The following is a 25272-nucleotide window of genomic DNA, read 5'->3' on the forward strand; positions in this document are numbered from 1 at the left end:
TGAGCCTGTCGAAGCCCTGTTCTTCTTTTGAAGAAAAGAAGAGCCCTCCGACAAGCTCAGGGCGAACGGTTCGTTGTTAAATGACCAGGTTGACCAGCCTGTCGGGCACCACGATCACCTTCTTCGGGGTCGCACCGTCCAGCGTCCGCGCCACATTGGGCGCTGCCAGGGCGAGCCGTTCCAGCTCTTCCTTGCTCGTCCCCTTGGGAACCGTGATGGTGTCCCGCAGCTTGCCCATGACCTGGCAGGCAATCGTCACCTCATCCTCGACCAGCAGCGCCGGATCGACTTGCGGCCAGGCTGCCTCGGCGATCAAGCCTTCCTCACCCATGTCGGCCCAGGCTTCCTCCGCCAGATGGGGAGTCATCGGCGCGACCAGCAGAGCCAGCGCCCGGATCGCCGCGCTGCGGCTCGCCGAAGGCTTCGCCTTCTCCACCGCATTGGTCAGTTCGTAGATCTTCGCCACCGCCTTGTTGAAGGACAGCGCCTCGATATCCTTGGCGATGCCGTCGATCGTCTGGTGCAGCTTGCGGTCCAGCGCCTTGTCTTCACCCTCGGCCGCCTTGTCCGCCTCTCCAAACAGCCTCCAAAGCCGGTTGATAAAGCGCCAGCTGCCCTCAATGCCGCTTTCGGTCCAGGGCAAGTCGCGCTCCGGCGGGCTGTCGGACAGCATGAACCAGCGCACCGCGTCCGCGCCATATTGAGCGATGATGTCATCGGGATCGACGACATTCTTCTTGGATTTGGACATCTTTTCGACGCGGCCGAGAATGGCTTCACGGCCGGTAGCAATTTCGAAGACCCTATCGCCTTGTTTTTCCACCTCGGAGGGCGCGAGCCACGATCCAATTTCTGTCATTTCTGTTTTGGGATCGTACTGATGATCTGGCCAAAAGGCCTTAAACTCGTCCTCAGTCATCTGCCTGACGACATTCGGTAGCTTGTATGTCTCATGCGTCACCATGCCCTGCGTGAACAGGCCAGTGAACGGCTCGGCAAAGCCCAACTGCCCCATATACTGGAGCGCCCGCGTCCAGAACCGAGCATAGAGCAGATGCAGGATCGCATGCTCCACGCCGCCAATATATTGGCCGACCGGCAGCCACTTCTCGACCGTCTCACGGTCGAACGGCTTGTCCTTGGGCTGGCTGGCGAAACGTATGAAATACCAGCTGGAGTCCGCGAAAGTATCCAGCGTGTCCGTCTCGCGCCGCGCCGCCTTGCCGCATTTGGGGCAATCGACATGCTTCCATGTCGGGTGCCGATCGAGCGGATTGCCGGGAATGTCGAAGCTGACATCTTCGGGCAGCACCACCGGCAGCTGATCCTTGGGCACGCCCACGACCCCGCAATCCTCGCAATGGATGACCGGGATCGGCGTCCCCCAGTAGCGCTGGCGCGACACGCCCCAGTCGCGCAGGCGGAACACGGTCGTGCCGGTCCCCCAGCCGCCCTCCTCTGCACGGCGGATGATTTCGGCCTTGGCGTCCTCTACGCTCATGCCATTGAGGAAATCGGAATTCACCAGGCGGCCCGGCCCGGCATAGGCCTCCTCGCCAATGCCCTTGTCCTCATCACCCTCGGCCGCGACCACGCGCTCGACGGGCAGCATATATTTGCGCGCGAAATCCAGGTCACGCTGGTCATGCCCCGGCACTGCCATGACCGCGCCCGTGCCATATTCCATCAACACGAAGTTCGCGACGAACAACGGCAGTTTACGGCCGGTAAAGGGATGGATCACCGATCGCCCGGTGTCATACCCCTTCTTCTCCTGCGTCTCTATCTCCGCAGCGGCAGTGCCGCTATGACGGCATTCCTCAGCGAACGCAGCCAGACCCGCATCCTTCGCCTCCAGCGCCAAAGCGATCGGATGGTCCGCCGCAATCGCCGCAAAGCTGGCACCGAAGATGGTGTCGGGCCGGGTCGAAAAGACCTCCAGTTCCCCGATGCCGTCCACAGCCTCGTCCAGCTTGAATTGGAACTGCAGACCGACCGACTTGCCGATCCAATTTTCCTGCATCAGCCGGACCTTTTCGGGCCACTGATCGAGCGTCTTCAGACCGCTGAGCAAATCGTCGGCAAACTGCGTGATCTTCAGGAACCATTGGCTCAGCTTGCGCTTCTCAACCAGCGCGCCCGAACGCCAGCCCTTGCCGTCGATCACCTGCTCATTGGCCAGCACGGTCATATCGACCGGGTCCCAATTGACCGCGCTTTCCTTCCGATAAACCAGCCCCGCTTCCAGCATGTCGAGGAACAGGGCCTGTTCCTGCCCATAATAATCTGGCTCGCAGGTGGCGAGTTCACGGCTCCAGTCCAGCGCAAAGCCCAGTTTCTTCAGCTGCGCCCGCATCGTCGCGATGTTGGATCTGGTCCAGTCGCCCGGATGCACCTTCTTTTCCATGGCGGCATTTTCCGCCGGCATGCCGAACGCGTCCCAGCCCATCGGATGCAGCACCTCATGCCCCGTCATCCGCCGGAAGCGCGCGAGAACGTCGCCCATCGAATAGTTGCGGACATGGCCGATATGGATGCGCCCGGACGGATAGGGGAACATTTCCAGCACGTAGGAACGTGGGCGGTCGCTCGTGTCCGACGCCTTGAACGTCTGCTTCTCGTCCCATACGGCCTGCCAGCGGGCATCGGCCTCAAGTGGGTTGAAGCGCCTTTGCATCTGTATCACGTCCTCAAAATGCATGCGGGCTGAGCTCTTCCAAGCCCAGCCCCCGGTTGTTCAAGAAATTGGAAGAAAAGGAAGAGCTTATCCCGCGATCGCCATGCGGCGCAGGTCGCGCGCTTTGGTCAGGATGATCTCTTCCAGCTTCTGGACAGTGGCCGCCTGAACCGGCGCATCGACCCACTGGCCGCCCTGATTGACCTGACGGCTGGCGGCCACGCGCAGCGCATCGGCGCGCAGGTCCTGGTCCAGGATCGATACGGTCAGCTTCATGCGCTCATTGGGCGTATTGGGATTGGCGTACCAGTCCGTGACGATCACGCCGCCGTTCGAATCCGTCTGCACCATCGGCATGAAGGACAGCGTGTCCAGCGTCGCACGCCACAGATAACTGTTGACGCCGATCGTCGTCACCTTGGACGCGGCCAGATCGGCCTTGGGACGTTCCTTGGCCCCGCCACCGCAGGCGGCAAGCGGCAAAAGTGCGGCCAGCAGCAGACCGGCGGAAACAGAAGCGGGTAGGCGGCGGACCATCAGGGCATGTCCCATATTGAAGAAAAACGCCCCGCTTCTATAGAGAAGCCGTCGCAATGGGCAAGGGGGCCGTGGCAGCAGTTGAAACGCTTGGCCGCCAGCCGCGTTATTGGACTCTGTGTGTTCCGTGCAACAGCGCGGACAAAAAGGTCATGACGTACTACCCATCGCGGCCCGACGGGTGTACAAGTTTTGAAAATAAGTCGGTGGGGAAGAGATTCGCGTTATGCGCATGAATAGGGGATATTTGGCATTGGCAAGCGCGGCAGTTGCCGTCGCTGGCTTTATGCTGTCTCCCGCTATTGGCGCCGCAACCGATCTTGTCCGGCTTCGCGCCGATGTTCCAGTGTCGCTCGGCGCTCTGGGCAGCATTTCCTCCTTCACGCCCACGACCAAGGATCCGCGTCTGGCTGCTGCCTATGCCCGGATCGCTGCTTCGGCGGGGCGTCAGAATTTCCGCTTCACGCCCACCAGCGGCTCGCTCAGCGGGCAGCGTTCGGTGACGGTGATGGTCCGTGCCGCCGATCTCAACGATCGCGTCACCGTCAGCCGCACGATCGACCCGGTCGGCATCGCGCCCGTCGCCTTCAGCCTGAACAATGCGCATAACTGGCGCAAGTTCGCCCTGCCCGAGGCCGTCGGCCGCAAGGAACTGGATCCGGTTTCGATCGAAGAGATGGCTGGCGCAAAGAATTTCTCGCTGGATCAGGGCAGCAAGAACCGCTTCAGCACCAAGGTGATGATCGAAAGCCGCCGCGATCCGGCCGCTGCGGTCAAGAGCCCCAATGCGGACAAGGATTATTCACTGGATGTCGCCAGCTCCTATTCGCTGACGCGCAACCTGAACGTCACCGCCGGCCTGCGCTACAACAACAGCGTGATCGGCCGCCTGACCCCGATGACCGACGATCGCCAGGATAACCAGGCCGTCTATCTGGGTACGGTGTTCAAGTTCTGATCTTGGTGAGCTGAGACCCGGCTTCAGTAATGTTGGTGTACGGGATCAGGCCATTCGGCCGCACGGCTGTAATTGCTTTCCATCTATAGCTAACGCCACTCCCTCGTCATCTCAGCGGACGCTGGGATCTCGTGAGGCCGGGTCGAACGCTTGACAGAAGCGCAGCGCTCACGACGGATCGCAGCTGACGACCATATGTCGCCATGGAACTTAGCCAATCGTTCACCCAAAGCAGTCGTTGTCTCGCCGTCGGCTGACAAGTAGGCTCGCTCAATGACGTACGATCTAAGCCCAAGGTTGCGAACGGTCAGCGGCAAATTTTTCCGGTCTGTTCTCGCCAATCGGGTAGATGACGTCCTTACGCCCCCCAGGCCCGAGAGCGCAGGACGCTACCATCGTCCGGGCCAAGCCGTGCTCTACATGAGTCCGCAACTGGAATGGGCAATGATCGCGGTTTCGGGCTACATCCGAGAAGATGGTCGGCCCCGCGTCGTAGTCCCATTGATCGTAGGCGAGGCTCATGTGCTAGATCAGCACGATGAACATGCGTGTCGCCTCCTCGGCATTGATCGCGATTTATCGAATGCGCAGTGGCGACAGGCCTTGGAGGCCGGACAGGAGCCTCCATCGTGGCGTAACGCGGATAAAGCGCGTGCGGCAGGCGCAGATGGCATAATTGATCGTTCGCGCATGATCTCGGGCGGATGGCACGTGAACCTATTTCGCTGGAATGAGCTTGGCGGCCCATCGGTGTCAGTGACCGGAGAGCCAATTTCCATTCACCTATCAGGCGACGGGCCGAAATGGGGCTTGTAGACGGCGGCGAGCGACCAAATCTTTAAAATCCTCCCTGCGCGCAGCGTGGGGAGGAGGACCAGCTATGACCGCTTCCGCGCCCAGATTAGCCACTAACACCCCACCACCGGTCCCCCCGTCAGACCATCAATCGCCGCCCACCCCGAAGCACCCAACCCATGCAACATCCGCCGATGCCCCGCGTGGACGCCCCCCAAGGCAACCACCGGCACCCTCGCCCTATGCGCCAACGCCGCGAATCCCACCCGTCCCAGCACTCTTCCCCCCGGATGCGACCGCGTGGCAAAGAGTGGCGACACGAAGATAAGGTCCGCCCCCGCACGCTCGGCCCCTCGCAACTCCCGAGCATCATGAACGGCCATGCTGCGCAACAAAGGCCGTGCAACCCGCCCGACCCCTCGCCCATGCCAGCCATCAGCACCCCAGGCCGCCGCCTCCCGCGCCGATCCCGCCATCAACAGCATGAGCCGCCGTCGCCGTGCGATCTCCGCCACCCGTTCAAATAGCGCCCGCCGTTCACGCGACCCCGTGCGATAGTGCCGGAACAGGATTCCCCCCCGACCCTTCGGCAACCGCGCGGCACTTGCCAGCAGCACTGCGGACGGAACGCGCTCGTCCGTGACCAACCAGATGGAGGGCATATTTTTAGCGTAGCGGGCTCTCATCGCCCTCGCCTATAGCAGCCCCCATGACGACCGACAGCATCGATGCCGCGAACCGGCTGAACGCCGTGCGCGAAACCATGGGCCGCGCCGCCCGCCTCACTGACCGTACCGCTGATGACATCACTCTCATCGCTGTATCCAAAACACAGGACGCCGTCGCCATCCAGCCGCTGATCGCCGCCGGGCAGCGCGTCTTTGGCGAGAACCGGGTTCAGGAAGCGCAAACCAAATGGCCTGCCCTCCGCGAGCAAACGCCGGACATCACCCTGCACCTCGTCGGCCAGCTTCAATCCAACAAGGCCGCCGACGCCGTCGCCCTGTTCGATGTCATCCATTCGCTTGATCGCCCTTCCCTGCTGACCGCGCTCGCCAAGGCGATGGACGCAGCGGGCAAGCAAGTCCCCTGCTTTATTCAGGTCAATATCGGCGCGGAAGACCAGAAAGGCGGCTGCCCGATCGCGGAAACCCCGTCCCTGATCCGCGCCGCACGCGACGCCGACATCCCCTTGGCAGGCCTGATGTGCGTGCCGCCCGCCGACGTTGAGCCCGCGCCCTACTTCGCGTTATTGGCAAAGATAGCCCGCGATGAAGGCCTAGATCAGCTTTCCATGGGCATGTCGGGCGACTTCGAAACCGCCATCATGCTGGGCGCGACCCACATTCGCGTGGGCACGGCCTTGTTCGGCGAAAGACCCTCTCCCGCCCGCCCTGTTCCGGCGAGCGGGAGAGGTATGATCAGAAACTCCCGCGAAGCGTGATGCCATAGGTGCGGGGTTCGGCCAGATAGGCCGAGATCAGCTGGTTTGCCATCGGCGCGCCCAGCGCGAACTGGCCGGTCGTCGACGTGGACGGGCTGCTCGATTGCAGCGGACTGCTGAAGGCCACCTGGGTATAATCCTGGTTGAAGATATTCTGACCCCAGAATTCCACCGCCCAGCGCTGCTGCGGCCCGCGGATGCCGACACGCGCGTTGAACACCGCATAACCATCCTGAACCTTCTCCGGGAACAGGTCGGACCCGCTGTTGAAATCGCTGCTCATGCGGCCATCCACGTAGAAAAGCGCCGACAGCCCGCTGGACCCGATTGCAGGCGTCCAGGAAGCGCTGACCGTCGTCACCAGTTGGGGCGCCTGCGAGTTGATCTGACCCGGCAGCAGAATCAGGCCTGACCGGCCATCGGCTCCGTGATCCAATGGCACACTGCCGTCAGCGCTACCGACCAACCGGTTGGCGAACTTCGCCCGCGCATAAGTCAGCCCCCCCGCAAAGCGGACATTCCGCACGGGCGAGGCGGTCAGCTCCAACTCCACGCCCTGGCTGATCAGACCGGGACCCACATCATCACTGGCGCAAGTCCGCGCCACCGTCAGCGCGCTGTCGCACCCATTTATATTCTGGACGACAAAGCTTGTGCCATTGAACGTGTTCAGCTGGAAATTCTTGAACTCCTGCCGGAATGCAGCAATGTTTGCGCTCCATTTAGGCTGGCTGTATTTCAAGCCGATCTCAAAGGCATCGACCTTCTCGGCGGCAAAGCGAAGGCTGGTCACGTCTGATGGCTGACGCGGTGAAAAGACCGCGGGAACCGGGTTGAGGCCCGTCGATCCCAGCTGGAAGCGGTCCAGATTATAACCTCCCGCCTTATAGCCCTTCGAATAGCTACCATAGACCAACAACTCATCCACCGGTTTCCATGACAGCACCGCCGTCCCGGAAAACTCCCCATTGCTGATCTTGTCGTTCAGGTTCAGCGCGTTGAGCCCCGTCGAACCGTTGCCCAGGCAACCCAGCGTCAGGATGCCGCCCGCCAAATTCGCGCCGTTTGATCCAAGGGGAACTCCCGGTATCTGCCCCGTCGCCACCTCATAAAGGTCGGGACCGGCCGAACGTGCCTGCAATGCTGAACAGACTGCATTATCGTTATCGAAATCAGCAGAAAATCGCTTGCTCTCATGCGTGTAGCGAAGGCCCAGAGTCAGATCGAGTTGTTTGGTGAGGTGAACAATATTGTGGGTGAAAAGAGCCCAATTCTGGCTTTTCTGATGATAACGTGAACTGACGTCACCGACCTCACCGATATTGTACAACGCATCCAGCGCTGGATTGAGAAGCGGAGCAAGCGCCCCGAACGAACCCGCCGCGGCGGCGCGACCGGTCGGCGTCAGACAACGCTGTTGGGACGGGTCGATGAAGGGAGCCAGCGCGCTCGGGGTCGCGCCAGCTCCCAGCAGCAACCGGCACGTGGCGAATGCACCATAGTCCGCGCCAAACCGGATATTATCCTCCAGCGTCAGCTTTTCATGCGCGTAATAGCCGCCGACCAGCCAGTCGAGCACCTCGCCAAAGGCGGAACCCTGCGCGCGCAATTCCTGCGTGAAGGTGCGGAACTGGCGATAGGTATTGGGATCGCGATAGAGCAGATCGGCGCCGCTATAGTCGTAATCACCATAATCCTGGCTCTTATAATCGCGGTAGGCAGTGATGCTGGTCAGCTTCGCACCACCTAGGTCGTAATTCACTTCACCCGAAACACCCCAATCCTTGACCTTGCTTACATAGTTGCGGCCCTCGGTGATGGTAAGGTTGCGATCATAGGGATCGGCAGGGAAGACGCTTCCCAGCGCCGACAGGATCGTCGCGATACGGTTGGTCGGGTTGGTCGTGTAACCGCCGCCCGGTAAGGGCACACGCTCGCGCGTTTCGATATAAGCCGCGCCGCAGCAGCTTTCGTCACGATTGGTGTAATCGCCGATCAACCGGATCGACAGCGCGTCATTGGGCTCGAACAGCGCCTGTCCGCGCACGAAATAGCGATCGCGATCGTTGGTTTCGCCGACCTTGTTGCCGCTCGTGTCCACCAGGTCGTAAAAGCCGTCCCGCTTCGACCACACGCCATCCAGGCTCAACGCCAGCTGGTCGCTCACCGGGCCGGTGATACGCCCCGCTAGCCGCCAATAATCATAATTGCCGTAAGTGACCTCGGCCTTGCCACCCAGTTTGAATTCGGGTGCCTTGCTGATGACGTTGATCATACCCGCCGAAGCGTTGCGCCCAAACAGCGTCCCCTGCGGCCCGCGCAGCACTTCGACGCGCTCGATCTCACCCAGTTCATTAAGCCCCGCACCTGTGCGAGAGCGGTAGACGCCATCGATGAACAGCGCGACCGAGCTTTCAAGGCCCGGATTGTCACCCACCGTGCCGATGCCCCGGATTCGGGCGGACGCATTGGCTTCCGACCCGGTCGATGACACGAGCAGCGATGGCGCCAGCTGATTAAGCGCGCGGATATCGCTCGCGCCGCTATTCTGCATCGCCTGGGCGGTGACGGCCGACACGGCGATCGGCACGTCCGACAAAGGGCTGGCGCGGCGCGTCGCGGTAACGATGATGACGCCGCCATCCTCTTCGGCGGCGCCCTGGGGAGGCGCTTCCTGCGCCCCAGCATGAGAAACCGATCCAGCCAGCGCGATCATGCCAGCGGACAACAGCCATAGATTCTTCTTGTTCATGGGACCCTTCCTCTCCTGCAGCGCATGGTTTTCCCATGTCGACTTTAGGAGTGCGATTATGCGGACACAGCAGGTCAAAGGCAAGACAAGCGAGCCTTTCCAACCCTTTGTATCCGGGCGTTGATCTTATTACAGACCCCTGTGGTATAGCAGCAACAGCTTAACACTACGTTTCCGTAGCGTTGCTAGCCTAGCGGAAAGCGCAACATCCTGTTCGCGACCGGCACCATCGCCATCGCGCCCGGCCCAACCGCGCGGCGGATTTCACCATGGCTTGCATCCAGTCCCCCGGTCAGCGCGCCCAGCGCTGGCAGGATCAGCTTTGACGATGATCCCACGAAACAACGCCGCGACACGCGCCGCCCGCGCAGGGAAAGGCGCAATTTCGGATGAAAATGCCCCGAAATCTCGGGACGCGGGTCAACCGGATCAGCCTCATGACGCAGCCAGACGCCATCGACCTCAGCTTCCGCCATGCGCCGTCCGCCCGGCGTCGCATCCATGCCCGCATCATGATTCCCGGTGATCCACAGCCAGTCGAGCCGCGCCGTCAGCGCCTCCAGCCGATCACGCACACGCGCTGGCAGCCTCGCAGCGCCGTCCGCATCATGGAAGCTGTCACCTAATGACCAGACGGCACGCGCCCCCGTCCGCGCCACCAGCGCCTCGATCACGTCCAGCGTCGCCTGGCTGTCATGGGGCGGCAGGAACTGACCAAAACGGCTGAACCAGCTCGCTTTCTCGAAATGCAGGTCCGCCACCAGCAACGCCGATCGCGCGGGCCAGAAGAGCGCCGCTTCAGGCAGTGCCAGAAACTCGTGACCCGCGAACGAAAAGGGAACCATGCCCCGCCTATGCGCGCTCGCGCCCGGCCTTTCAAGAGGGGCCTGAAGCGGCTATGGGCGCGGCATGGCTCCGCCCTTCACCATCGCCGCGCTCTATCGCTTCGCCACCTTTCCCGATCCGGAAGGACTGGCGGCGGAATTGCGGACGCTGTGCGCGCAGCTCGGGACCTGCGGCACGCTGATCCTCGCGCGGGAAGGGATCAACGGCACGGTCGCGGGCAGCGAAGAGGGGATCGGCGCGCTCATATCCCATATCCGCACGCTGCCCGGCTGCGCGGACCTCGACGTCAAATATGCGTCCACCGATGAACAGCCCTTCGCCCGCATGAAGGTAAAGGTGAAGGCAGAGATCGTCACGCTGGGCGCGGGCGATCTTGACCCCGCATCGCAGGCGGGGCGCTATCTCGATCCGGCGGAATGGAATGATCTGATTGCCGATCCCGCCACGATCGTCATCGACACCCGCAACGCCTATGAAATCGCGGTCGGCAGCTTCGAGCGCGCGATCGATCCCGGCACCCGCTCCTTCCGCGACTTCCCGGCCTGGTTCGACAACTTCGTGGAGCAGCTGCGCGATCAGGGGCAAACCCCTCGCATCGCCATGTTCTGCACCGGCGGCATCCGATGTGAAAAATCGACCGCTCTAGTGCGTTCCCGCGGATTTGAGGATGTTTATCATCTGCGCGGCGGCATCCTGCGCTATCTGGAGGAAATGCCGGAGGAACAGAGCCGTTGGCAGGGCGACTGCTACGTGTTCGACGAGCGGGTCTCGGTCGGCCACGGCCTCGCCCCCGGCCAGCATGTCATCTGCCGCGACTGTGGCCTCGCTCATCAACAGGACGCCGCGCATGATTGCCCGGCCGATGATCAGCCCGCCGCAGCCTAACTCACATAGCGGTGCAGCCCCGCGCCATGTTGCCTGAGCCAGGCACGCGCTGGCTTGGGGTCCTCACCCAATATCCGCGCATGGGCCGCATGGAAGGCCGGACTATGATCCATGTGCAGCAAATGAGCGAGCTCATGCGCCACCGTCGCCCGCCTGACATGCGGCGGGCACAGGATCAGGCGCCAGCTGTAGCGGATCGCCCCACTCGACGCGCAACTCGCCCAACGACTCCGCGGGTCGCCAATGCCGACCGATGCAACGATCAGCCCATGATCGCGCGCCATCGCGTGGCTCTCCATTTCCAGCACCGCCCGCGCCCGCGTCTTCAGCCAGCGCAGCACACGCGGACCAACCGACTCGCGCATCCCGCCCAGCAGCAGGCGATCACCCTCCACCCGGACGGTGCGGGACGCGTCAGCGACCCAACAGACACGCACATCCCGCCCCTCCAGCGGAAACAGCGCGCCATCGTCCAGCATGACCAGCGCAGGCCGCGCCGCCATCTGCGTCCGGACCCACCCCTCATGCCCCTGCGCCCAACCCAGCGCGCGGTTCAGATTGGCTCGCATCGGCAGCGACAGCCGCAACTCGCCACGCGCATGGTCCAGCGACAGCCGATAGGCCTTCGCCCTCGCCGAACGCCGGATGCGCACTGGAACGGCAATGCCGTCGATAACGATGCTGCTCTCAGATTTCCCGGTCGACAAGATGATTTTCCCAGTCGCCCGCGTCCGCCTCGGCAATCGTCCAGCCGCGCACGGACTCTTGCGCACGATGCACCGCCTCCCGATCGCCGCTGATCAGATAGTGCCAAGACGGCAGCGGCTTGCCCTCGCCGCGCAGCCGATAGGCGCAGGTCCGCGGAAGCCAGCTGATCGTCTTCACCTTCTGCGGCGTCAGGCGCACGCAATCGGGCACGAACCGCCGCCGTTCACTGTAATTGCTGCACTGTCCGCTATGCCGGTCGAGCAGGCGGCAGGCCACGTTGGTCGGATAGACGCGCCCCGTATCCTCATCCTCCGCCTTGTGCAGGCAGCATTTGCCGCAACCGTCGCACAGCGCTTCCCACTCCGCGCGGTCCAGCTTGTCGAGGGGCTTTTCCCAGAAGTTCAAACCGTCACTTGACCCATTTTTCCAGGAAGGCGCGCACATTGTCTCGCCCTCCCTCATCTTGGTCCGGGGTCCCCGGATCGTCCACCGGAACCAGAGCCACGGGCTGGCCGTCCGGCCCAAACAAATAGGGCGTGCGAGTGTGACTGACCAGATAGCCGCTGGCCCCTTGCGCCTTTTCCTTGCTGGCGATGACGACGAAATCCTTCGCCACCTTCGCGATCTCGTCAGGCGTGCCGGTCAGGCCGATCAACTTCGGGTGAAATGCCGCCACATAAGTCTTCAGAACCGCAGGCGTGTCACGCTCCGGATCGACGCTGATGAAGATCGGCTGCACCTTCGCCGCCCGCGCCGCATCCGCCTTCTCGAACTGCGAAAAGCCCTGCATGATATGTTGCAAATCCAGCGGACAGACGTCGGGGCAATAGCTGTAGCCGAAATAGACCAGCCGGTACTTGCCCTTGAAATCGTCCCACCGCACCTTCTTCCCGTCCTGGTCGGTCAGGGTAAACGGCGCCCCAATCCGCGCTCCGGCGAGATCGCCGCGCGTCCCTTCCATCTCGCTTGATGCATTGCCGCCAGCGCCCATATTGCAGGCGGCCAGCAGGACGGTGAGTGGCAGGACGAAGGAACGGATCGCTTTGTTCATGGCGCCGCCAGCCATGCCCTGCTATGGGCGCTATTGCAAATGCCAACGGGGCTTAAGGACGATGATGAAGGCTTTTACGGCTTGGATGGGCGCAGGCCGCGCGGCTGCTCTGGCACTCGCGCTGCTGTCGCCGATTGCGGCTCAGGCGCAATTTTCGGACAGCTATAATTTCCTGAAGGCGGTCAAGGACGCCGACGGGCAGAAGGTGACCGACCTCATCCAGAAGCCCGGATCGACCGTCATCAACAGCCGCGACGTCACCAGCGGCGAAACCGCACTGCACCTCGTCATCGCCCGTCGCGACAATACATGGCTGTCCTTCCTGCTGGCCAAGGGCGCCAATCCCAATCTTGCCGACAACCGGGGCAATACACCGCTCATGAACGCGGTGCAGGCCCGCTTCGAAGACGGGGTGCGCACCCTGCTGGCTGGCGGCGCGCAGATCGACAAGACGAATGGCAGCGGCGAAACCCCGCTGATCCGCGCGGTGCAGATACGGGACATCGGACTCGTCCGCCTGCTCGTCGCGCAGGGGGCGAATGCTGACAAGCGTGACACGATCGCAGGCATGTCCGCGCGCGACTATGCGGAACGGGACGCGCGCACCTCCGGAATTGTCGAGGTGTTGGCGGCATCGAAGCCAAAGGCCGCACCTTCGGGGCCGGTGCAGGGTCCGACTTTTTAGAGCTGGTCACAGGCTCACCCTTCGGAACCGCGCAGGTTAGCTACCGTTCGCCGCGAGCCTGTCGAGCCGAAGGCCGGCGAAGCCAACGGCTTCACTTCTTTTTAGAAAGCAAGGGCTTCGACAAGCTCAGCTCAAACGGCATTTTTAACGATTTCGGCAAGATAGATCTGGACGCCATACGCCTTGTCTCACGCCCTCCGCCTTCCCATCTCCTCTCTATCATCCCAAGCCCGGAGAGGCAGGTTATGGAGCGCAAGAACGACATCGAGAAAGCCTGGGAGCAGGCGCTCGGCAATATCTTCCAGCCCTATACGCATGCGCCGCATGAAACGAAAAAGGCGCTGGATTCATTCCATACCGGACTGAACAACAGCAGCTACGACATCCGCCGCCACATGGCGCGGACAGCAGCGCGGCAGGGATCGACGGCGCTCCACCGATTCCTGGCCGATGAATATTGGGGTACGCGCTCCAGCTGACGCCTATGGTGGATGACCTTGCGTCACCATCCCAGTTCAGCGGCATGATCGGGATCGGCCAGCGCGGTCAGCCGCCGCGCCGCCCGCCGTGCAAAGCGCAGCGTCTCCGCTTTCCGCCGTGCCGCCGCCAGCGGTTCCACCGGCGCAGGCCGCAGCAATTCGGCATCATATTGATCGGCAACGATCAGGCCGGTGCGCGCGGGCCATAACGCCTCGCTGTCAAACAGCGACAGGTCAAAACCCGAAGGCACCGCCCAGAAGAAGCGATCACAATAGTCCAGATAATCCGGCCATTTCATGTCACCCAGCAAGTCGGCGCGGCTGCATTTGATCTCGACGATGGTGATCCGCCCTGCACTATCCAACGCCATGATGTCGGCACGGCGGCCATTGGGCAACGGCACCTCCAATATCCCGCTCATGTCATGGCGGAAAAACAGCCGCAGCGTGCCGCGCGCGACGGCCAGCGCCGTGCCATCGGTCAGCGGGGAGCAGCCCCCTTGGGGAACTGGCATGGAAGAAACCGGACTCATCGCGCCATATTAGAACAAGAAGGGAACAAAAGAAAAGGCCGATTCAGTTTCCTGAACCGGCCCGCTGTCCTTGTGATGTGCGACCCGAGGATCAGCGATAGAAAATATGATTGTCGATCGAGGCCAGCTGGCGCTTGCCCCAGCTCGGCGACACGCGACGAGCATGGAAGAACAGCGCGCCTTCGGCCTTGCTGTTCCAGCTGTCCTGCATCGCGATCTGCGCGATCGCGACAGCCTCGCGCCAGCTTTCGCTCGCCATCGGGATGGTCGGCATGCCACGGCCACGCACGAAGCTGAACTGGCCCGGCTGATAGACGACGCCACACATGCTGCTGGCGAAACGGCCCGACTTCACGCGATTGATGATGACGCGGGCAACGGCCAGCTGGCCTTCCAGGCTCTCGCCCTTCGATTCGAAATAGACCGCGCCAGCCAGGCACTTCATGTCGCCTTCGACGGCTTCGGCTGCGCCCTGTGCATCGACCAGAGCGGACAGATTGTCGGCGCGGACGTCGGGCGTTTCAGAAAGATTGGCCAGCGACTGGGCGACTTCGCGCGGCGCGGCGAAAATAACAGCGGGCTTGGAAGCCGCCGGAGCCGCATTCAGCTCTGGATTTCCCGGAAGGGAGACGACCGATGGAGCGACTTCGCTAGCGCTCGACATGTCGGCCGCAGTAACCGCTACGGTCGCGGTCAATGCAAATGCCGCGGCAGTCGCGGCCTTCAAACGAAAACTCATTATAACTCAGAAACATGCGGTTCTTGGCCAGAGACGTCGGGAAAAACCCCATCACATAATCGACGTCAGGCCGCCCCCCGTCTGCGTGTTTACCTCGCCCGCCCCCCACGGGCGAATTTGGCAACCTGCGCGTTAAGCGTTGGGTGGGGCCAGTGCCTTTCCATCTGTTCAGAGTCAACGATCAACAGATCGTTTCAGCGGCGAACCGTTCCGCATCCGCGATATCGAGTTCCACGACCCACAGATCGGGGTCTGATCTCCGACGCCTCGCTATATATTGATTGAGGGAATCGCTTCCCTCCTCCGGCGCGGGTCCGCAACGCTCCAACCTATATCCACCGGCAAAGTCGGAAACCCGCTCGAACAGGCCCATAGCCTGCCCTCTTTCGGCGGTTTCGATAAGGATTGCGCCGCTGATCTCATCGCCCTTCACCAGTACCGTGGCGAATCCGCCGACCCCGGCCGCGCGCCTTACCAGCACGCCGACCAGCATCGCGCTGGTCAGCCGGTCAGCCTGCATAGCCCGGCAGCGACGACAGCGGAAATTGCGACCGCATGAAGGTGCCCGTTCCCCGGCCTACCTCTTCGCCGTCCATGTCGATCAGGCTCGCTTCGGCGACGAACACCCGCCGCTTGCCGCTGATCCACCGCCCTTCGGCACGGATGCGGCCCGGCCCGATCGGGCGGGTGAACAACAGGTTGAAGGCGGTCGTCAGCAGGAATCGATCGCTGACAAGGCTGTTCGCCGCATAAAAGGCGGCATCATCCATCATCTTGAAATAGACAGTCCCGTGGACGGCGCCCGCCGCGTGAAACTGTTCTTCATCAACATCGAACTCGATGATTGAGCGGCCTGCTTCGGGAATCGTCAGCTCCGACCGGAACATCCGGTTGATCGGCGCGGAACGGTAGAGTTTCTCCAGCGCGCGGAAATGCGCCGCCTCGCCGCTCGGCGCGCCGTCCATTTCAGGCGGCGTCACGCGCTTCGCCACCGGCCAGCAGCGCGTGCAGCGCCTCGGCCGACTTCGCTCCGCGCAGCCGGGCGACATGCCCCTCATCACGCAGATAGCGCGACACGCGGGCCAGCGTCTTCAGATGTTCCGCGCCGCTATCGACCGGCGACAGCAGGGCGAAGGCGATGTCGACGGGCGCTTCATCGACCGCGTCGAAGGCAAGCGGGGGATTGAGCAGGACGACAACGCCCCTCACCCGGTCCAGACCGGGAATCTTTGCATGCGGGATGGCGACTCCGCCGCCGAAGCCGGTCGATCCCAGTCGCTCGCGCTCAAACAGCGCTTCCGATACAGCGTTCGCGTCCAGACCATAGGCGGACGCAGCCAGTAGCGCGATTTTCTGGAACAGCGGCTTCTTGCCATTCGCCGAAATGTCTGTTGCAAGTGCATGCGGCGCGACGATGTCGTTGAAATGAACCATGACCAACCTGGAACAACCGGCATGCGCGCTGCCCCTTAAAAACCGCGCTTGTCCGGGGATATAAAGCCCGGCCCCATAGGCTGCCTGCCGCTCTGGGTCAATGGCAGCCCGGGGCCGGACCCCAGTGTCAGGCACCTGTCAGGCGCGCGCTTCCAACCGCGGTTCCACCCATCCGATCGTCCCGTCATGGCGGCGATAGACCATGTTATAGGCGGCCGTTCCGGCATTCAGGAACAGCAGCGCATTGGTGTTGCGCAGGTCCAGCATCATCACGGCGTCAGACACGCTGGCTTCAGGAATATCGACCCGCGTCTCCGCCACGATCAACGGCGCGTCGGCCGGTTCCTCCTCCTCCGGCGACGAAGCAAAGATGGTATAACCCGCGCCATCCATGCCGTTCAGCTCATATCCATTGGCCCGCTGAGCCTCTGCCGCAATGGCTTGGGGGTGGCGGTCCTTCAGGCGGCGCATGTACCGCCGCAGCTGCCGTTCGATCTTTTCCGCGGCCTGGTCGAACGCCGGATGCGCTTCCTGCGCTTCACCGGACCCTTTCAGGATAAGGCCGGTCATCACATGGCAGACGATATCGCAATGGAAGGCGCCGTGCGGCGCGGGCCGGAACGTGACATGAGCGGAAATCGTGCGCGAAAAATATTTCTCGGCCATGGCCTCCAGCCGGGTCGCAACATGCTCCTTGAGAGCGTCGCCCGTATCGACCTGATGCCCGGAAACACGAATATCCATATGCCTTCTCCTTGTTCTTGCCGGGCTGCAGGAGGCAGTCCGGGTGGGCGAAGCGTGAAGGGCAGTATGTCAGCCAGCCTTCAAGCCTCCTCCAGCCAGAGCGGCTTTTCCAGCGTCGCGACAAACGCTGCATGCCTCTCCAGCTCCATCGCGCTGGCCATGAAAACCCGCGCGGGACGAACAGGGCGAACCGCGATACCGCTCGCAAGTTCCACCCGAATGGCGTCTTTATCCTCCTCCTGTGCAAGACCGAGGCCGATCTGACGGCCTCCCTTCAGCTCGATATACAGTTGCGCCAGAAGTTCGGCGTCCAGCAAAGCACCATGCTTGATGCGATGGCTGCGATCGATGCCATAGCGTGTGCAGAGCGCATCCAGGCTGTGCTTCGCCCCCGGATGCATCTGCCGCGCGATCGCAACCGTATCGATCATCCGGTGCATGCCGACTTCCGGCAGGCCGCACAGTTTCAGCTCATGGTTGAGGAAGCCAAAGTCGAACCGCGCATTGTGCGCCACCAGAGGGCTGTCCTCCAGAAACGCCAGCAGGTCCTCGACTCCATGAGCGAAGAGCGGCTTGTCCTTCAGGAATATATCCGACAGCCCATGAATCGCCTCGGCGGCGGCGGGCATCGCCCGCTGGGGATTATAATAAGCATGGAAGGTGCGGCCGGAAGGCACCCGGTTCACGAGTTCGATGCAACCGATTTCCACGAGCCGGTCGCCCGATACAGGGTCAAATCCAGTCGTTTCGGTGTCGAAAATAATCTCGCGCATGGACCTCTTCACACCGACTCTGCCGGGTTTTTCCTTATCGACCTGTCTTTGATCCAAGGCAAGCCGCCAAGCGCCTCACCTGTGCCTGTGTGGCGGCAAATGTGGTGCCTGTATGGATGATATAGTCCGCCCGCCGCCGTTTTTCAGCATCAGGCGTCTGCAAGTGCAGGATTCGGCGAAATTTGGCCGCCGTCATGCCCTTGCGCGCCAGCACGCGCTTGCGCTGCTTCCATGCGGGCGCCGTCACCACAATGACGCCGGCCAGCGTCCGCTCCATATGACCTTCGAACAGCAAGGGGATATCCAGTACGACAAAGGCGCGCGACCGGTGACGGCGCAGAAAAGCCATCCGCTCTTCCTTGACCGCCGGATGGACGATCGCCTCCAGCGCCTTGAGTTCCTGCGGATGCCCAAACACCGCCGCGCCAAGCTTTCCGCGATCCACGCCCGCAGGCCCCGTCGTTCCGGGAAAGCGCGCCTCGATGGCGGGCAGCAACCTGCCGCCAGGTCCCTGCAACCGATGCACCTCGGCATCCGCATCGAACAGTGGCACGCCTTCTTGGCCCAACATGGCGGCCACGGCCGACTTCCCCATGCCGATAGATCCGGTCAGCCCATAGATCTTCATGGCCTTCAGGCCGCCAGCAGCAACGCGCGCAATTCATCATCCCGGTCGCGCGGCGCCTGCGCGTCAAAGAAAATATCGAACGCCAGCGCCGCCTGCCCGATCAGCATCTCCAGCCCGTCCAGCGCCTTCAACCCACGCGCTCTGGCGGCCTTCAGCAGCGGAGTCTCCAAAGGCGCATAGACGATGTCATAGACCGTCGCGCCACTGGCCAGCGGCGACAGATCAAGATCAAGCGCCGGCTGCCCCACCATGCCGAGCGAACTGGTATTGACCAGCAGATCGGCCGCCAGAAGCGGATCACCCATGCCGATCACCCGCCCCTTCACCTTCGCCCGGTCCAGCAACGCTTGCCCCTTGGCCGCATCGCGCACCATGACGGTGATGTCCTCCACCCCCAGACTCGTCAGCGCGAACAGGATCGCCCGCGCCGCACCGCCCGCGCCGACCAGTACGGCGCTTGTCCCCGTCCACTTGTCGCGCAACAGCGGCTGGAGAAATCCCCCCGCATCGGTATTGGTGCCGATCAACGGCCCGCCGGTCTCGCTGGCGATTGTGTTCATCGCCCCGATCCGTTCCCGTACGCCACCCGGATCATCGGTATAATCCATCACCGCGATCTTGTGCGGAATGGTGACATTGCATCCCAGCCAGTCGGGATCGGCCCGCCGCTCCAGAAAATAGGCGGAAAGCCCCTCCGCCGTCACATGCGTCTTGCGATATTCCGCCTCGATCCCCAGGCAATCGAGCCAGAAATTGTGAATGAGCGGCGATTTGCTGTGCGCGATCGGATCGCCGATCACTTCGGCATAGGGGAGCTTGTCGGTCATGCTGGCAAAACGCCCCGGACGCGGAGAAAGTCAAGCAGCGGCAGCAGCGGCAATCCCTGAATCGTAAACTGGCTGCCTTCAACCTTGCTGAACAGTTGCACGCCCGGCCCTTCGATCCGGTAATTGCCGACGCACCAGCGGCAATGCTCCCATTCCTCGTCCAGATACTTAGCTATGAAACTATCCGACAACGTCCGCACCGTCATCCGCACCCGCTCGACATGCCGCCAGATCGGCTCGCCGTTCAGCGCGATCACCGCCGCGCTGTGCAAATGATGCACCCGCCCCGACAACGACCGCAAGATTTGCTCGGCATCGGCGCGGTCCACCGCCTTGTCGATCATACTGCCGTCATCCAGGCTCAACGTCTGGTCGCAACCCAATATCAACCCGCCGGGCACCCGGCGCGACACCCGCAACGCCTTCAATTCCGCCAGCGCATCGGCCAAAGCGCGCGCATCCAGCCCGTCGCCCCGCAGCGCTTCCTTCGCCGCCTCTTCATCGACACCGGGCGACAGGGCTTCGAACGGGACCCCCGCCGCCTGCAACAGCGCCCTGCGGCTCGCGCTTTGCGACGCCAGCACGATCATAGGTCACTCCCCTCCCCCAATACGCGGTCGTTGAACAGATTGATGATCGCGGCGGCCGCTTCCTCGATCGATCGCCGCGTCATGTCGATCACCGGCCAGCCATTGTCGGCGAACATCCGCCGGGCAAAGGCCAATTCCTCCTGCACCTTATCCAGATCGACATAGCTCGTCTCCGGCGCCTGATTCAGAGACAGCAGCCGGTTACGACGTATCTGCACCAGCCGCTCGGGACTGACGGTCAGCCCAACGACCATCGGATGCTTCAACCCATATAGGCTGCGCGGCGGCGGCGACTGCACCACCAGGGGGATGTTCGCCGTCTTGTACCCGCGATTGGCCAGATAGATGGAGGTCGGCGTCTTGGACGCGCGCGACACGCCCGCCAATACGATATCGGCCTCCTCCCAATTTTCATGCCCCACGCCATCATCATGGGCGATGGTGAACTGGATCGCCTCGATCCGCGCAAAATAGGCTTCGTCTAGGATATGCTTGCGCCCCGGCCGGTTGCGCGTTTCCTGCCCCAATATGTTGGACAGCGCGTCCGTCACGCTGTCCAGCGCCGCGACATGGGGCAGGCCGAGCGCCCGGCAACGCGTCTCCAGCCGCCGACGCAGCTGATGATTGGACAAAGTGAACAGCACCAACCCCGGATTGGCGGAAATCTCCTCCATGATCCGGTCAAGATGGACATCCGACCGCACCATCGGCCAGAAATGGCGCACCGCTTCCACATTTTCGAACGCGCCGATCGCGGCCTTGGCGATATTTTCCAGCGTCTCGCCGGTGGAGTCAGACAGCAAATGCAGATGGATACGCGACATGACGCATATCTCTGTGGGGAGCCTGTGGATAAAGCAAGGGATAGGTTGCGGGCAAAATTACCCCTTTTGGGTAGTGCCCATAGCCCGGAATCTTATCCACATGCCCCCAACAGGCCGTCATTTTCATCCACAGCCTGTGGATAGCGTGGATGACCCGCACTGACTCGGTCCCGAATCCGTAGGCCTGGAGAGTCAAGCTGTTGGCAAATCCGGGCGCTGCGCATAAACCCCGCTACCAACTGACCTACTATCTCCATCATCCTTTTAAGAATCTAAATAAGAGAGTTTATGACGGGACCAGATATCGGCCTTTCCGCCGGGCCTTCCAAGCCGCTGCTTTCCGTCCTGCAGGGGGAATGCCTTAGCCCACCGCCCATGTGGTTGATGCGCCAGGCGGGCCGCTACCTACCTGAATATCGGGCCTTGCGGGCTGAAAAGGGCGGATTCCTCGAACTCGTCTATGACAGCCCCGCCGCCGCCGAAGTCACGCTTCAGCCGCTGCGCCGCTTCGGCTTTGACGGCGCGATCCTCTTTTCCGACATTCTGATCGTGCCCTATGCGATGGGCCAGGACCTTTGGTTCGAGACGGGGGAGGGGCCACGCCTCGCCCCGATCCTCAGCGAAACGGACCTGTCGGCGCTCAAGCCTGATCTCAGCCGCTACGAGGCCGTCTATGAGACCGTTCGGCAGGTGAAGGCAGCGCTCGACCCGTCCGTCACTTTCCTGGGCTTTGCAGGCAGTCCCTGGACCATTTCCACCTATATGGTGGCCGGGCAGGGCAGCAAGGATCAGGGCGCGGCTCGTCGTCTTGCCTATCAGGACCCTGAACGCTTCGGCGCGATCATCGACGCAATCATTGAGTCTACCGTCATCTATCTTTCGGGCCAGATCGAGGCAGGGGTAGAGGCGGTGCAACTGTTCGACAGCTGGGCAGGCAGCCTCGCGCCGCTTCAGTTCGAACGCTGGGTGATCGAACCCAACCGGCGCATCGTGGAAAAGCTCAAAAGCCTTCATCCCGATATCCCCGTCATCGGATTTCCCAAGGGCGCGGGCGCCAAACTCGCCGATTATGCGGCGGGCACGGGCGTCGATGCGATCGGCGTGGATGAAACCATCGATCCGCACTGGGCCAACCGCGTCCTGCCGCAGGGCTTGCCGGTACAGGGCAATCTCGATCCGCTCGCGCTGATCGCCGGGGGCAGGGCGGTCGAACAATCGGTCGACAATATCCGCGCCGCTTTCGCAGGTCGTCCGCATATCCTGAACCTCGGCCATGGCATTCTTCCCGACACGTCTATCGCCCATGTCGAAGCGTTGATCGCCTATGTCCGGCAAGGAAAGCAGAGCTGATGCCTTATCTCGGTGCCGCTTATCTGTGGGTGAAGGCTGCCCATGTCATCTTCGTCATCTTCCTGATGGCGGGGTTGTTCATGATGCCGCGCTTTTTCGTCTATCACCACCAATGTGCCGTGGGATCGGATGAGGACCGCAAATGGATCGATCGCGAGCGGCGCCTGCTCAAGATCATCCTCAACCCCTCGCTGATCCTCGTCTGGGTCTTTGGCCTCATGCTGATGGTCGAAATCGGCGCCTGGCATTTCGGCTGGTTCCACCTGAAACTGCTCTTCGTCCTCGGCCTCTCCGCCTATCATGGTTGGATCGCAGGCTATGCGAAGAAGCTAGCCCGGGGTGAGCGCCCCTTGCCGGAGGGAAAGCTCCGTCTCATCAACGAAGTCCCGGGCATTGCCGCCGCGGTGATCGTCGTCGCGGTGATCGTCAAACCCTTCTGAAGAAAGCCGTCACCCAAAAAAGTCCGTCATCCCAGCGAAGGCTGGGATCTCGTGAGGCCGGATCGCACATCAAGAAGGTTCCAGATTCCGCCTAAATGGCGGCGGTCTGCTGACCTGAACCAGCCGCGCCTGCCACCACCCCTAACTTAATTCGCATGTCGATCGACATATTGCGGCAATCAAAGCCGCCGCTAATTTCCTCGCCAAATAATAAGGGGAGAAGGGTCGTGAGCAGCTTTGTCCTGCGCGCATTGCGTGCATTCAGTCACCGTCGCCATGTTCGTCAGCGTCTTGAACAGATCAGGCGTGAAAATGCAGGCTCAGGCGCCAGGAGGTTCGATCTGATTATGTAGTCAGGGCAAGTTCAGGCCGGATCAACCGCGATATTGTCGATCAGCCGCGTCCGCCCCAATTTCGCCGCGCCCAGCAACCGGGCCGGACGATCGAGCATATTCATCGGCTCCAGCGTCACCGCATCGCACAGCGTCACATAATCAATGGGGTCAAAGCCATGCGCGGCCAGCATTGTGATCGCCTTGGCAATCGCAGCCTCCACGCTCGCGCCCTTTTCCATCTGCCGCGCCGCTTCACCCAGCGCGCGGGGCAGAGCGAGCGCATCCTTGCGCTCATCCTCGGTCAGATAGGCGTTGCGCGATGACAAAGCGAGGCCATCCTCGGCCCGCTGCGTCGGTACGCCGATGATCTCGACCCGCATATCAAGGTCGCGCACCATCTGCCGGATCGTCGCGAGCTGCTGATAATCCTTCTCGCCGAACAACGCGACATCGGGCTGCACCTGGTTGAACAGCTTGGTAACGACCGTCGCCACCCCATCGAAATGCCCCGGCCGCGCCGCGCCATCTAGGCCCTCGGTCACGCCCGAAACCGAGATGTTGGTGGCATAACCCGCCGGATACATGACCTCGGCCGTCGGCGCCCACAGTGCATCGACTCCCGCCGCCTGGCACATCTGCGCATCGTTGGCCTCCCGCCGAGGATAGGCATCAAGATCTTCATTGGCGCCAAACTGTCGCGGATTGACGAAGATCGACACCACGACATGCCCGGCATGCCGCCGCGCTTCCTCGACCAGCGCCATATGCCCCTCATGCAGCGCGCCCATCGTCGGCACCAGCGCGACAGGTCGCCCATCGCTTTTCATCGCATCGATGGCGGATCGCAGGGAAGGAAGGTCACGCAGGGTTTGCACGGGACGAGGGGCTCCGATATGGCGGGGTCACGGGGACTATCCTGCTAAAGACACAGGCCCACAATAGGGTCAAGAATCGCTGCGGCAATAAACGGGGTTATCATGGGTCCGAACACCCAAACGCATCATATCGTCTTCGCCAATGAAAAGGGCGGGACCGGCAAATCAACCACCGCCGTGCACACCGCGATCGCCTTGACCGCGCTCGGTTACAAGGTCGGCATGATCGACCTCGATCCGCGCCAGCGTACCGTCACGCGCTACATGGAAAATCGCGCGGAGACGGCGCGCCGCCGCAACATCGACCTGCCCGCGCCTGACTTCGCGGTACTGAAGGGCGACACGATTGAAGCGCTGGAGGAAGAATCCGCCGCCGTGGCCGAGGGTAAGGATTTCCTGGTCGTCGACACCCCCGGCCGCGATGACCTTTTCGCCCGCCACATGGCCGCCCGCGCCAACACGCTGGTGACGCCGATGAACGACAGCTTCGTCGATTTCGACCTCATCGGCCAGGTGGACGCCGAAACCTTCAAGGTCCGCCGCCTGTCCTTCTATTCCGAACTCATCTTCGAAGCGCGCAAGACCCGCGCAAAGGCCGATGGCGTGTCGATCGACTGGGTCGTCCTGCGCAACCGCGTTCAGCATCATGACGCCCGCAACAAGAAGCGCGTCGGCGATGCCCTCATGGAACTGTCCCGCCGCGTCGGCTTCCGGGTGATTCCGGGCCTGTCCGAACGCGTCATCTTCCGCGAGCTTTTCCCCTCGGGCCTCACCCTGCTCGACAAGGGTCATCTGGGCGACCTTGGCGTCAGCCACATCGCCGCGCGCCAGGAACTGCGTGAGATGGTGTCCGGCCTCGCCCTCCCCGCCCGTGAGGAAAATTCGCCGGTCGATCTTCTCGGCGCGGCCTGATGGGCCTTTTCGCCTTTCTTCTTCTCGGGCTGGCCGCCTGGCTCATCTGGACGGGACGACTACAGCGCATGAGTATGAAGGATGGCATGGTGCTGGGCGGAGCGCTGGTAGGTGCCGTCATGGCGGCCAAGGGCAAACCCCTGGCCGGAGCGCCCCTGCTCCTCGGTGCGGCGCTCTTCTTCCTGTCCCAATCGCAGCAGAAGAAAAGGCGATCCGCCGCTCCCAAAACAACCCCCGAAGCCCCCAGCATAGCAAGAGCGCGCGCCCTGCTCGGCGTACCCGAAGATGCCGATGAGACCATGATCCGCTCAGCCCACCGGCGACTCATCGCCTCGGTCCATCCCGATCGCGGCGGCACCGAAGCGCTGGCGGCGGAAATCAACGCAGCCCGCGACCTGCTACTCGCCGAGCCCGAGAAAAAAGAGACCGCACGCCGCCGCTAAGGCTGTAG

30 protein-coding genes are annotated in these 25272 nt (G+C 62.3%); 10 read left to right on the plus strand and 20 right to left on the minus strand.

The genetic code is table 11. The features are described 5' to 3' along the window. Nucleotides 1-76: 76 nt before the first annotated feature. Together leuS and ACZ5YV_RS11625 are read right to left on the minus strand one after the other, a co-directional pair. Complete coding sequence (leuS, locus tag ACZ5YV_RS11620; RefSeq protein ID WP_464787751.1) at nt 77-2701, minus strand: leucine--tRNA ligase; 2625 nt, start codon at nt 2699-2701, stop codon at nt 77-79. A gap of 63 nt (nt 2702-2764) precedes the next feature. Continuing rightward, nucleotides 2765-3214 carry a DUF3576 domain-containing protein gene (locus ACZ5YV_RS11625; RefSeq protein WP_449474517.1) on the minus strand — a complete coding sequence of 150 codons (450 nt, stop codon included), beginning with the start codon at nt 3212-3214 and terminating at the stop codon, nt 2765-2767. A 226-nt stretch (nt 3215-3440) separates the two neighbouring features. Between ACZ5YV_RS11625 and ACZ5YV_RS11630 the strand changes: the two genes are divergently transcribed. Continuing rightward, nucleotides 3441-4172 carry a hypothetical protein gene (locus ACZ5YV_RS11630; protein WP_464787752.1) on the plus strand — a complete coding sequence of 244 codons (732 nt, stop codon included), beginning with the start codon at nt 3441-3443 and terminating at the stop codon, nt 4170-4172. Nucleotides 4173-4445: 273 nt separating this feature from the next. After that, nucleotides 4446-4988, plus strand: a complete 543-nt coding sequence (locus ACZ5YV_RS11635; protein ID WP_464787753.1) for an RES family NAD+ phosphorylase — start codon at nt 4446-4448, stop codon at nt 4986-4988. 92 nt (nt 4989-5080) lie between these two features. Here ACZ5YV_RS11635 and ACZ5YV_RS11640 read toward each other — a convergent pair whose 3' ends face one another. Next, complete coding sequence (locus ACZ5YV_RS11640; RefSeq protein WP_464787754.1) at nt 5081-5629, minus strand: thiamine phosphate synthase; 549 nt, start codon at nt 5627-5629, stop codon at nt 5081-5083. 47 nt (nt 5630-5676) lie between these two features. Between ACZ5YV_RS11640 and ACZ5YV_RS11645 the strand changes: the two genes are divergently transcribed. After that, the gene (locus ACZ5YV_RS11645; RefSeq protein ID WP_464787755.1) at nt 5677-6411 is read left to right on the plus strand and encodes a YggS family pyridoxal phosphate-dependent enzyme; all 735 of its coding nucleotides are present in this window, start codon (nt 5677-5679) and stop codon (nt 6409-6411) included. On the opposite strand, the gene ACZ5YV_RS11650 is transcribed toward ACZ5YV_RS11645, so the two are convergent. Next, nucleotides 6389-9163 (minus strand): TonB-dependent receptor, encoded by a 2775-nt coding sequence (locus ACZ5YV_RS11650; protein WP_464787756.1) that lies wholly within the window; start codon nt 9161-9163, stop codon nt 6389-6391. The genes ACZ5YV_RS11645 and ACZ5YV_RS11650 overlap by 23 nt on opposite strands. A gap of 185 nt (nt 9164-9348) precedes the next feature. Continuing rightward, nucleotides 9349-10008, minus strand: a complete 660-nt coding sequence (pdeM, locus tag ACZ5YV_RS11655) for a ligase-associated DNA damage response endonuclease PdeM (RefSeq protein ID WP_464787757.1) — start codon at nt 10006-10008, stop codon at nt 9349-9351. Between the two features lie 64 nt (nt 10009-10072). Here pdeM and trhO point away from each other — a divergent pair, with 64 nt between their 5' ends. Continuing rightward, a complete protein-coding gene (trhO, locus tag ACZ5YV_RS11660) occupies nt 10073-10894 on the plus strand; it encodes an oxygen-dependent tRNA uridine(34) hydroxylase TrhO (protein ID WP_464787758.1) in 822 nt (273 codons plus the stop codon). Here trhO and ACZ5YV_RS11665 read toward each other — a convergent pair. From ACZ5YV_RS11665 to ACZ5YV_RS11675, 3 genes are read right to left on the minus strand one after another with little or no spacing between them, the layout of a single operon-like run. After that, nucleotides 10891-11601 carry a M48 family metallopeptidase gene (locus tag ACZ5YV_RS11665; RefSeq protein ID WP_464787759.1) on the minus strand — a complete coding sequence of 237 codons (711 nt, stop codon included), beginning with the start codon at nt 11599-11601 and terminating at the stop codon, nt 10891-10893. The two genes, trhO and ACZ5YV_RS11665, sit on opposite strands and share 4 nt — an antisense overlap. Further along, nucleotides 11582-12007 (minus strand): YcgN family cysteine cluster protein, encoded by a 426-nt coding sequence (locus tag ACZ5YV_RS11670; protein ID WP_464787760.1) that lies wholly within the window; start codon nt 12005-12007, stop codon nt 11582-11584. The genes ACZ5YV_RS11665 and ACZ5YV_RS11670 overlap by 20 nt, the downstream gene beginning before the upstream one ends. 4 nt (nt 12008-12011) lie before the next feature. Next, a complete protein-coding gene (locus tag ACZ5YV_RS11675) occupies nt 12012-12668 on the minus strand; it encodes an SCO family protein (protein WP_464787761.1) in 657 nt (218 codons plus the stop codon). Nucleotides 12669-12738: 70 nt separating this feature from the next. Between ACZ5YV_RS11675 and ACZ5YV_RS11680 the strand changes: the two genes are divergently transcribed. Beyond that, nucleotides 12739-13338, plus strand: coding sequence for an ankyrin repeat domain-containing protein (locus ACZ5YV_RS11680; RefSeq protein WP_464789211.1), 600 nt, complete (start codon nt 12739-12741; stop codon nt 13336-13338). A gap of 245 nt (nt 13339-13583) precedes the next feature. After that, entirely contained in the window at nt 13584-13817 is a 234-nt protein-coding gene (locus tag ACZ5YV_RS11685; protein WP_464787762.1) for a hypothetical protein, read from the plus strand. Nucleotides 13818-13840: 23 nt separating this feature from the next. Here ACZ5YV_RS11685 and ACZ5YV_RS11690 read toward each other — a convergent pair whose 3' ends face one another. The 11 genes from ACZ5YV_RS11690 to ACZ5YV_RS11740 all read right to left on the minus strand — a co-directional run bounded on the left by ACZ5YV_RS11690 (nt 13841) and on the right by ACZ5YV_RS11740 (nt 20909). After that, a complete protein-coding gene (locus ACZ5YV_RS11690) occupies nt 13841-14332 on the minus strand; it encodes an MmcB family DNA repair protein (RefSeq protein WP_464787763.1) in 492 nt (163 codons plus the stop codon). Between the two features lie 109 nt (nt 14333-14441). Then, complete coding sequence (locus tag ACZ5YV_RS11695; RefSeq protein WP_464787764.1) at nt 14442-15089, minus strand: cell wall hydrolase; 648 nt, start codon at nt 15087-15089, stop codon at nt 14442-14444. Between the two features lie 181 nt (nt 15090-15270). Next, nucleotides 15271-15609, minus strand: coding sequence for a DUF1491 family protein (locus tag ACZ5YV_RS11700; protein ID WP_464787765.1), 339 nt, complete (start codon nt 15607-15609; stop codon nt 15271-15273). After that, entirely contained in the window at nt 15599-16054 is a 456-nt protein-coding gene (locus ACZ5YV_RS11705; protein WP_464789212.1) for a PaaI family thioesterase, read from the minus strand. The genes ACZ5YV_RS11700 and ACZ5YV_RS11705 overlap by 11 nt, the downstream gene beginning before the upstream one ends. A gap of 1 nt (nt 16055) precedes the next feature. Then, complete coding sequence (locus ACZ5YV_RS11710; RefSeq protein WP_464787766.1) at nt 16056-16523, minus strand: PTS sugar transporter subunit IIA; 468 nt, start codon at nt 16521-16523, stop codon at nt 16056-16058. Nucleotides 16524-16661: 138 nt separating this feature from the next. Beyond that, complete coding sequence (hpf, locus tag ACZ5YV_RS11715) at nt 16662-17267, minus strand: ribosome hibernation-promoting factor, HPF/YfiA family (RefSeq protein WP_449474533.1); 606 nt, start codon at nt 17265-17267, stop codon at nt 16662-16664. An 80-nt stretch (nt 17268-17347) separates the two neighbouring features. Beyond that, nucleotides 17348-18040 carry a DNA polymerase III subunit epsilon gene (gene dnaQ, locus ACZ5YV_RS11720; protein WP_464787767.1) on the minus strand — a complete coding sequence of 231 codons (693 nt, stop codon included), beginning with the start codon at nt 18038-18040 and terminating at the stop codon, nt 17348-17350. 34 nt (nt 18041-18074) lie between these two features. Further along, nucleotides 18075-18668: a dephospho-CoA kinase gene (gene coaE / locus ACZ5YV_RS11725; protein WP_464787768.1), complete on the minus strand. Its 594-nt coding sequence runs from the start codon at nt 18666-18668 to the stop codon at nt 18075-18077. Nucleotides 18669-18673: 5 nt separating this feature from the next. Continuing rightward, a complete protein-coding gene (aroE, locus tag ACZ5YV_RS11730; RefSeq protein ID WP_464787769.1) occupies nt 18674-19495 on the minus strand; it encodes a shikimate dehydrogenase in 822 nt (273 codons plus the stop codon). Then, nucleotides 19492-20085 carry a Maf family protein gene (locus ACZ5YV_RS11735; protein ID WP_464787770.1) on the minus strand — a complete coding sequence of 198 codons (594 nt, stop codon included), beginning with the start codon at nt 20083-20085 and terminating at the stop codon, nt 19492-19494. Before ACZ5YV_RS11735 ends, aroE begins: the two co-directional genes overlap by 4 nt. Beyond that, entirely contained in the window at nt 20082-20909 is an 828-nt protein-coding gene (locus ACZ5YV_RS11740) for a pyruvate, water dikinase regulatory protein (protein WP_464787771.1), read from the minus strand. The genes ACZ5YV_RS11735 and ACZ5YV_RS11740 overlap by 4 nt, the downstream gene beginning before the upstream one ends. Nucleotides 20910-21197: 288 nt before the next feature. On the opposite strand from ACZ5YV_RS11740, the gene hemE reads away from it, so the two are divergent. Together hemE and ACZ5YV_RS11750 are read left to right on the plus strand one after the other, a co-directional pair. Beyond that, nucleotides 21198-22259 (plus strand): uroporphyrinogen decarboxylase, encoded by a 1062-nt coding sequence (hemE, locus tag ACZ5YV_RS11745; RefSeq protein WP_464787772.1) that lies wholly within the window; start codon nt 21198-21200, stop codon nt 22257-22259. Continuing rightward, nucleotides 22259-22699, plus strand: coding sequence for a CopD family protein (locus tag ACZ5YV_RS11750; protein WP_460987066.1), 441 nt, complete (start codon nt 22259-22261; stop codon nt 22697-22699). The genes hemE and ACZ5YV_RS11750 overlap by 1 nt, the downstream gene beginning before the upstream one ends. A gap of 364 nt (nt 22700-23063) precedes the next feature. Here the strand turns inward: ACZ5YV_RS11750 and panC are convergent, their stop codons facing one another. After that, nucleotides 23064-23909 (minus strand): pantoate--beta-alanine ligase, encoded by an 846-nt coding sequence (gene panC, locus ACZ5YV_RS11755; protein WP_464787773.1) that lies wholly within the window; start codon nt 23907-23909, stop codon nt 23064-23066. A gap of 102 nt (nt 23910-24011) precedes the next feature. Between panC and ACZ5YV_RS11760 the strand changes: the two genes are divergently transcribed. Beyond that, on the plus strand, nt 24012-24821 hold the full coding sequence (locus ACZ5YV_RS11760; RefSeq protein ID WP_464787774.1) for a division plane positioning ATPase MipZ: 810 nt from the start codon (nt 24012-24014) through the stop codon (nt 24819-24821). Next, nucleotides 24821-25264, plus strand: coding sequence for a J domain-containing protein (locus ACZ5YV_RS11765; RefSeq protein ID WP_464787775.1), 444 nt, complete (start codon nt 24821-24823; stop codon nt 25262-25264). The genes ACZ5YV_RS11760 and ACZ5YV_RS11765 overlap by 1 nt, the downstream gene beginning before the upstream one ends. The last annotated feature ends 8 nt before the right edge of the window (nt 25265-25272 follow it).

The sequence above is a fragment of the Sphingobium sp. TomTYG46 genome (assembly GCF_055396345.1).

What these genes read in the sequence shown, in the direction of transcription:
- ACZ5YV_RS11695 (WP_464787764.1), bottom strand. Translation starts at nt 15,089, where the DNA reads ATGAGTTTTCGTTTGAAGGCCGCGACTGCCGCGGCATTTGCATTGACC.
- pdeM (WP_464787757.1), bottom strand. Translation starts at nt 10,008, where the DNA reads ATGGTTCCCTTTTCGTTCGCGGGTCACGAGTTTCTGGCACTGCCTGAA.
- ACZ5YV_RS11700 (WP_464787765.1), bottom strand. Translation starts at nt 15,609, where the DNA reads ATGCAGGCTGACCGGCTGACCAGCGCGATGCTGGTCGGCGTGCTGGTA.
- ACZ5YV_RS11625 (WP_449474517.1), bottom strand. Translation starts at nt 3,214, where the DNA reads ATGGTCCGCCGCCTACCCGCTTCTGTTTCCGCCGGTCTGCTGCTGGCC.
- hemE (WP_464787772.1), top strand. Translation starts at nt 21,198, where the DNA reads ATGACGGGACCAGATATCGGCCTTTCCGCCGGGCCTTCCAAGCCGCTG.
- ACZ5YV_RS11645 (WP_464787755.1), top strand. Translation starts at nt 5,677, where the DNA reads ATGACGACCGACAGCATCGATGCCGCGAACCGGCTGAACGCCGTGCGC.
- ACZ5YV_RS11705 (WP_464789212.1), bottom strand. Translation starts at nt 16,054, where the DNA reads ATGGACGGCGCGCCGAGCGGCGAGGCGGCGCATTTCCGCGCGCTGGAG.
- ACZ5YV_RS11690 (WP_464787763.1), bottom strand. Translation starts at nt 14,332, where the DNA reads ATGCCAGTTCCCCAAGGGGGCTGCTCCCCGCTGACCGATGGCACGGCG.
- trhO (WP_464787758.1), top strand. Translation starts at nt 10,073, where the DNA reads ATGGCTCCGCCCTTCACCATCGCCGCGCTCTATCGCTTCGCCACCTTT.
- ACZ5YV_RS11710 (WP_464787766.1), bottom strand. Translation starts at nt 16,523, where the DNA reads ATGGTTCATTTCAACGACATCGTCGCGCCGCATGCACTTGCAACAGAC.
- hpf (WP_449474533.1), bottom strand. Translation starts at nt 17,267, where the DNA reads ATGGATATTCGTGTTTCCGGGCATCAGGTCGATACGGGCGACGCTCTC.
- ACZ5YV_RS11740 (WP_464787771.1), bottom strand. Translation starts at nt 20,909, where the DNA reads ATGTCGCGTATCCATCTGCATTTGCTGTCTGACTCCACCGGCGAGACG.
- ACZ5YV_RS11685 (WP_464787762.1), top strand. Translation starts at nt 13,584, where the DNA reads ATGGAGCGCAAGAACGACATCGAGAAAGCCTGGGAGCAGGCGCTCGGC.
- ACZ5YV_RS11765 (WP_464787775.1), top strand. Translation starts at nt 24,821, where the DNA reads ATGGGCCTTTTCGCCTTTCTTCTTCTCGGGCTGGCCGCCTGGCTCATC.
- ACZ5YV_RS11630 (WP_464787752.1), top strand. Translation starts at nt 3,441, where the DNA reads ATGCGCATGAATAGGGGATATTTGGCATTGGCAAGCGCGGCAGTTGCC.
- ACZ5YV_RS11675 (WP_464787761.1), bottom strand. Translation starts at nt 12,668, where the DNA reads ATGGCTGGCGGCGCCATGAACAAAGCGATCCGTTCCTTCGTCCTGCCA.
- ACZ5YV_RS11760 (WP_464787774.1), top strand. Translation starts at nt 24,012, where the DNA reads ATGGGTCCGAACACCCAAACGCATCATATCGTCTTCGCCAATGAAAAG.
- ACZ5YV_RS11650 (WP_464787756.1), bottom strand. Translation starts at nt 9,163, where the DNA reads ATGAACAAGAAGAATCTATGGCTGTTGTCCGCTGGCATGATCGCGCTG.
- ACZ5YV_RS11680 (WP_464789211.1), top strand. Translation starts at nt 12,739, where the DNA reads ATGGGCGCAGGCCGCGCGGCTGCTCTGGCACTCGCGCTGCTGTCGCCG.
- dnaQ (WP_464787767.1), bottom strand. Translation starts at nt 18,040, where the DNA reads ATGCGCGAGATTATTTTCGACACCGAAACGACTGGATTTGACCCTGTA.
- ACZ5YV_RS11635 (WP_464787753.1), top strand. Translation starts at nt 4,446, where the DNA reads ATGACGTACGATCTAAGCCCAAGGTTGCGAACGGTCAGCGGCAAATTT.
- ACZ5YV_RS11640 (WP_464787754.1), bottom strand. Translation starts at nt 5,629, where the DNA reads ATGCCCTCCATCTGGTTGGTCACGGACGAGCGCGTTCCGTCCGCAGTG.
- ACZ5YV_RS11735 (WP_464787770.1), bottom strand. Translation starts at nt 20,085, where the DNA reads ATGATCGTGCTGGCGTCGCAAAGCGCGAGCCGCAGGGCGCTGTTGCAG.
- ACZ5YV_RS11750 (WP_460987066.1), top strand. Translation starts at nt 22,259, where the DNA reads ATGCCTTATCTCGGTGCCGCTTATCTGTGGGTGAAGGCTGCCCATGTC.
- leuS (WP_464787751.1), bottom strand. Translation starts at nt 2,701, where the DNA reads ATGCATTTTGAGGACGTGATACAGATGCAAAGGCGCTTCAACCCACTT.
- coaE (WP_464787768.1), bottom strand. Translation starts at nt 18,668, where the DNA reads ATGAAGATCTATGGGCTGACCGGATCTATCGGCATGGGGAAGTCGGCC.
- aroE (WP_464787769.1), bottom strand. Translation starts at nt 19,495, where the DNA reads ATGACCGACAAGCTCCCCTATGCCGAAGTGATCGGCGATCCGATCGCG.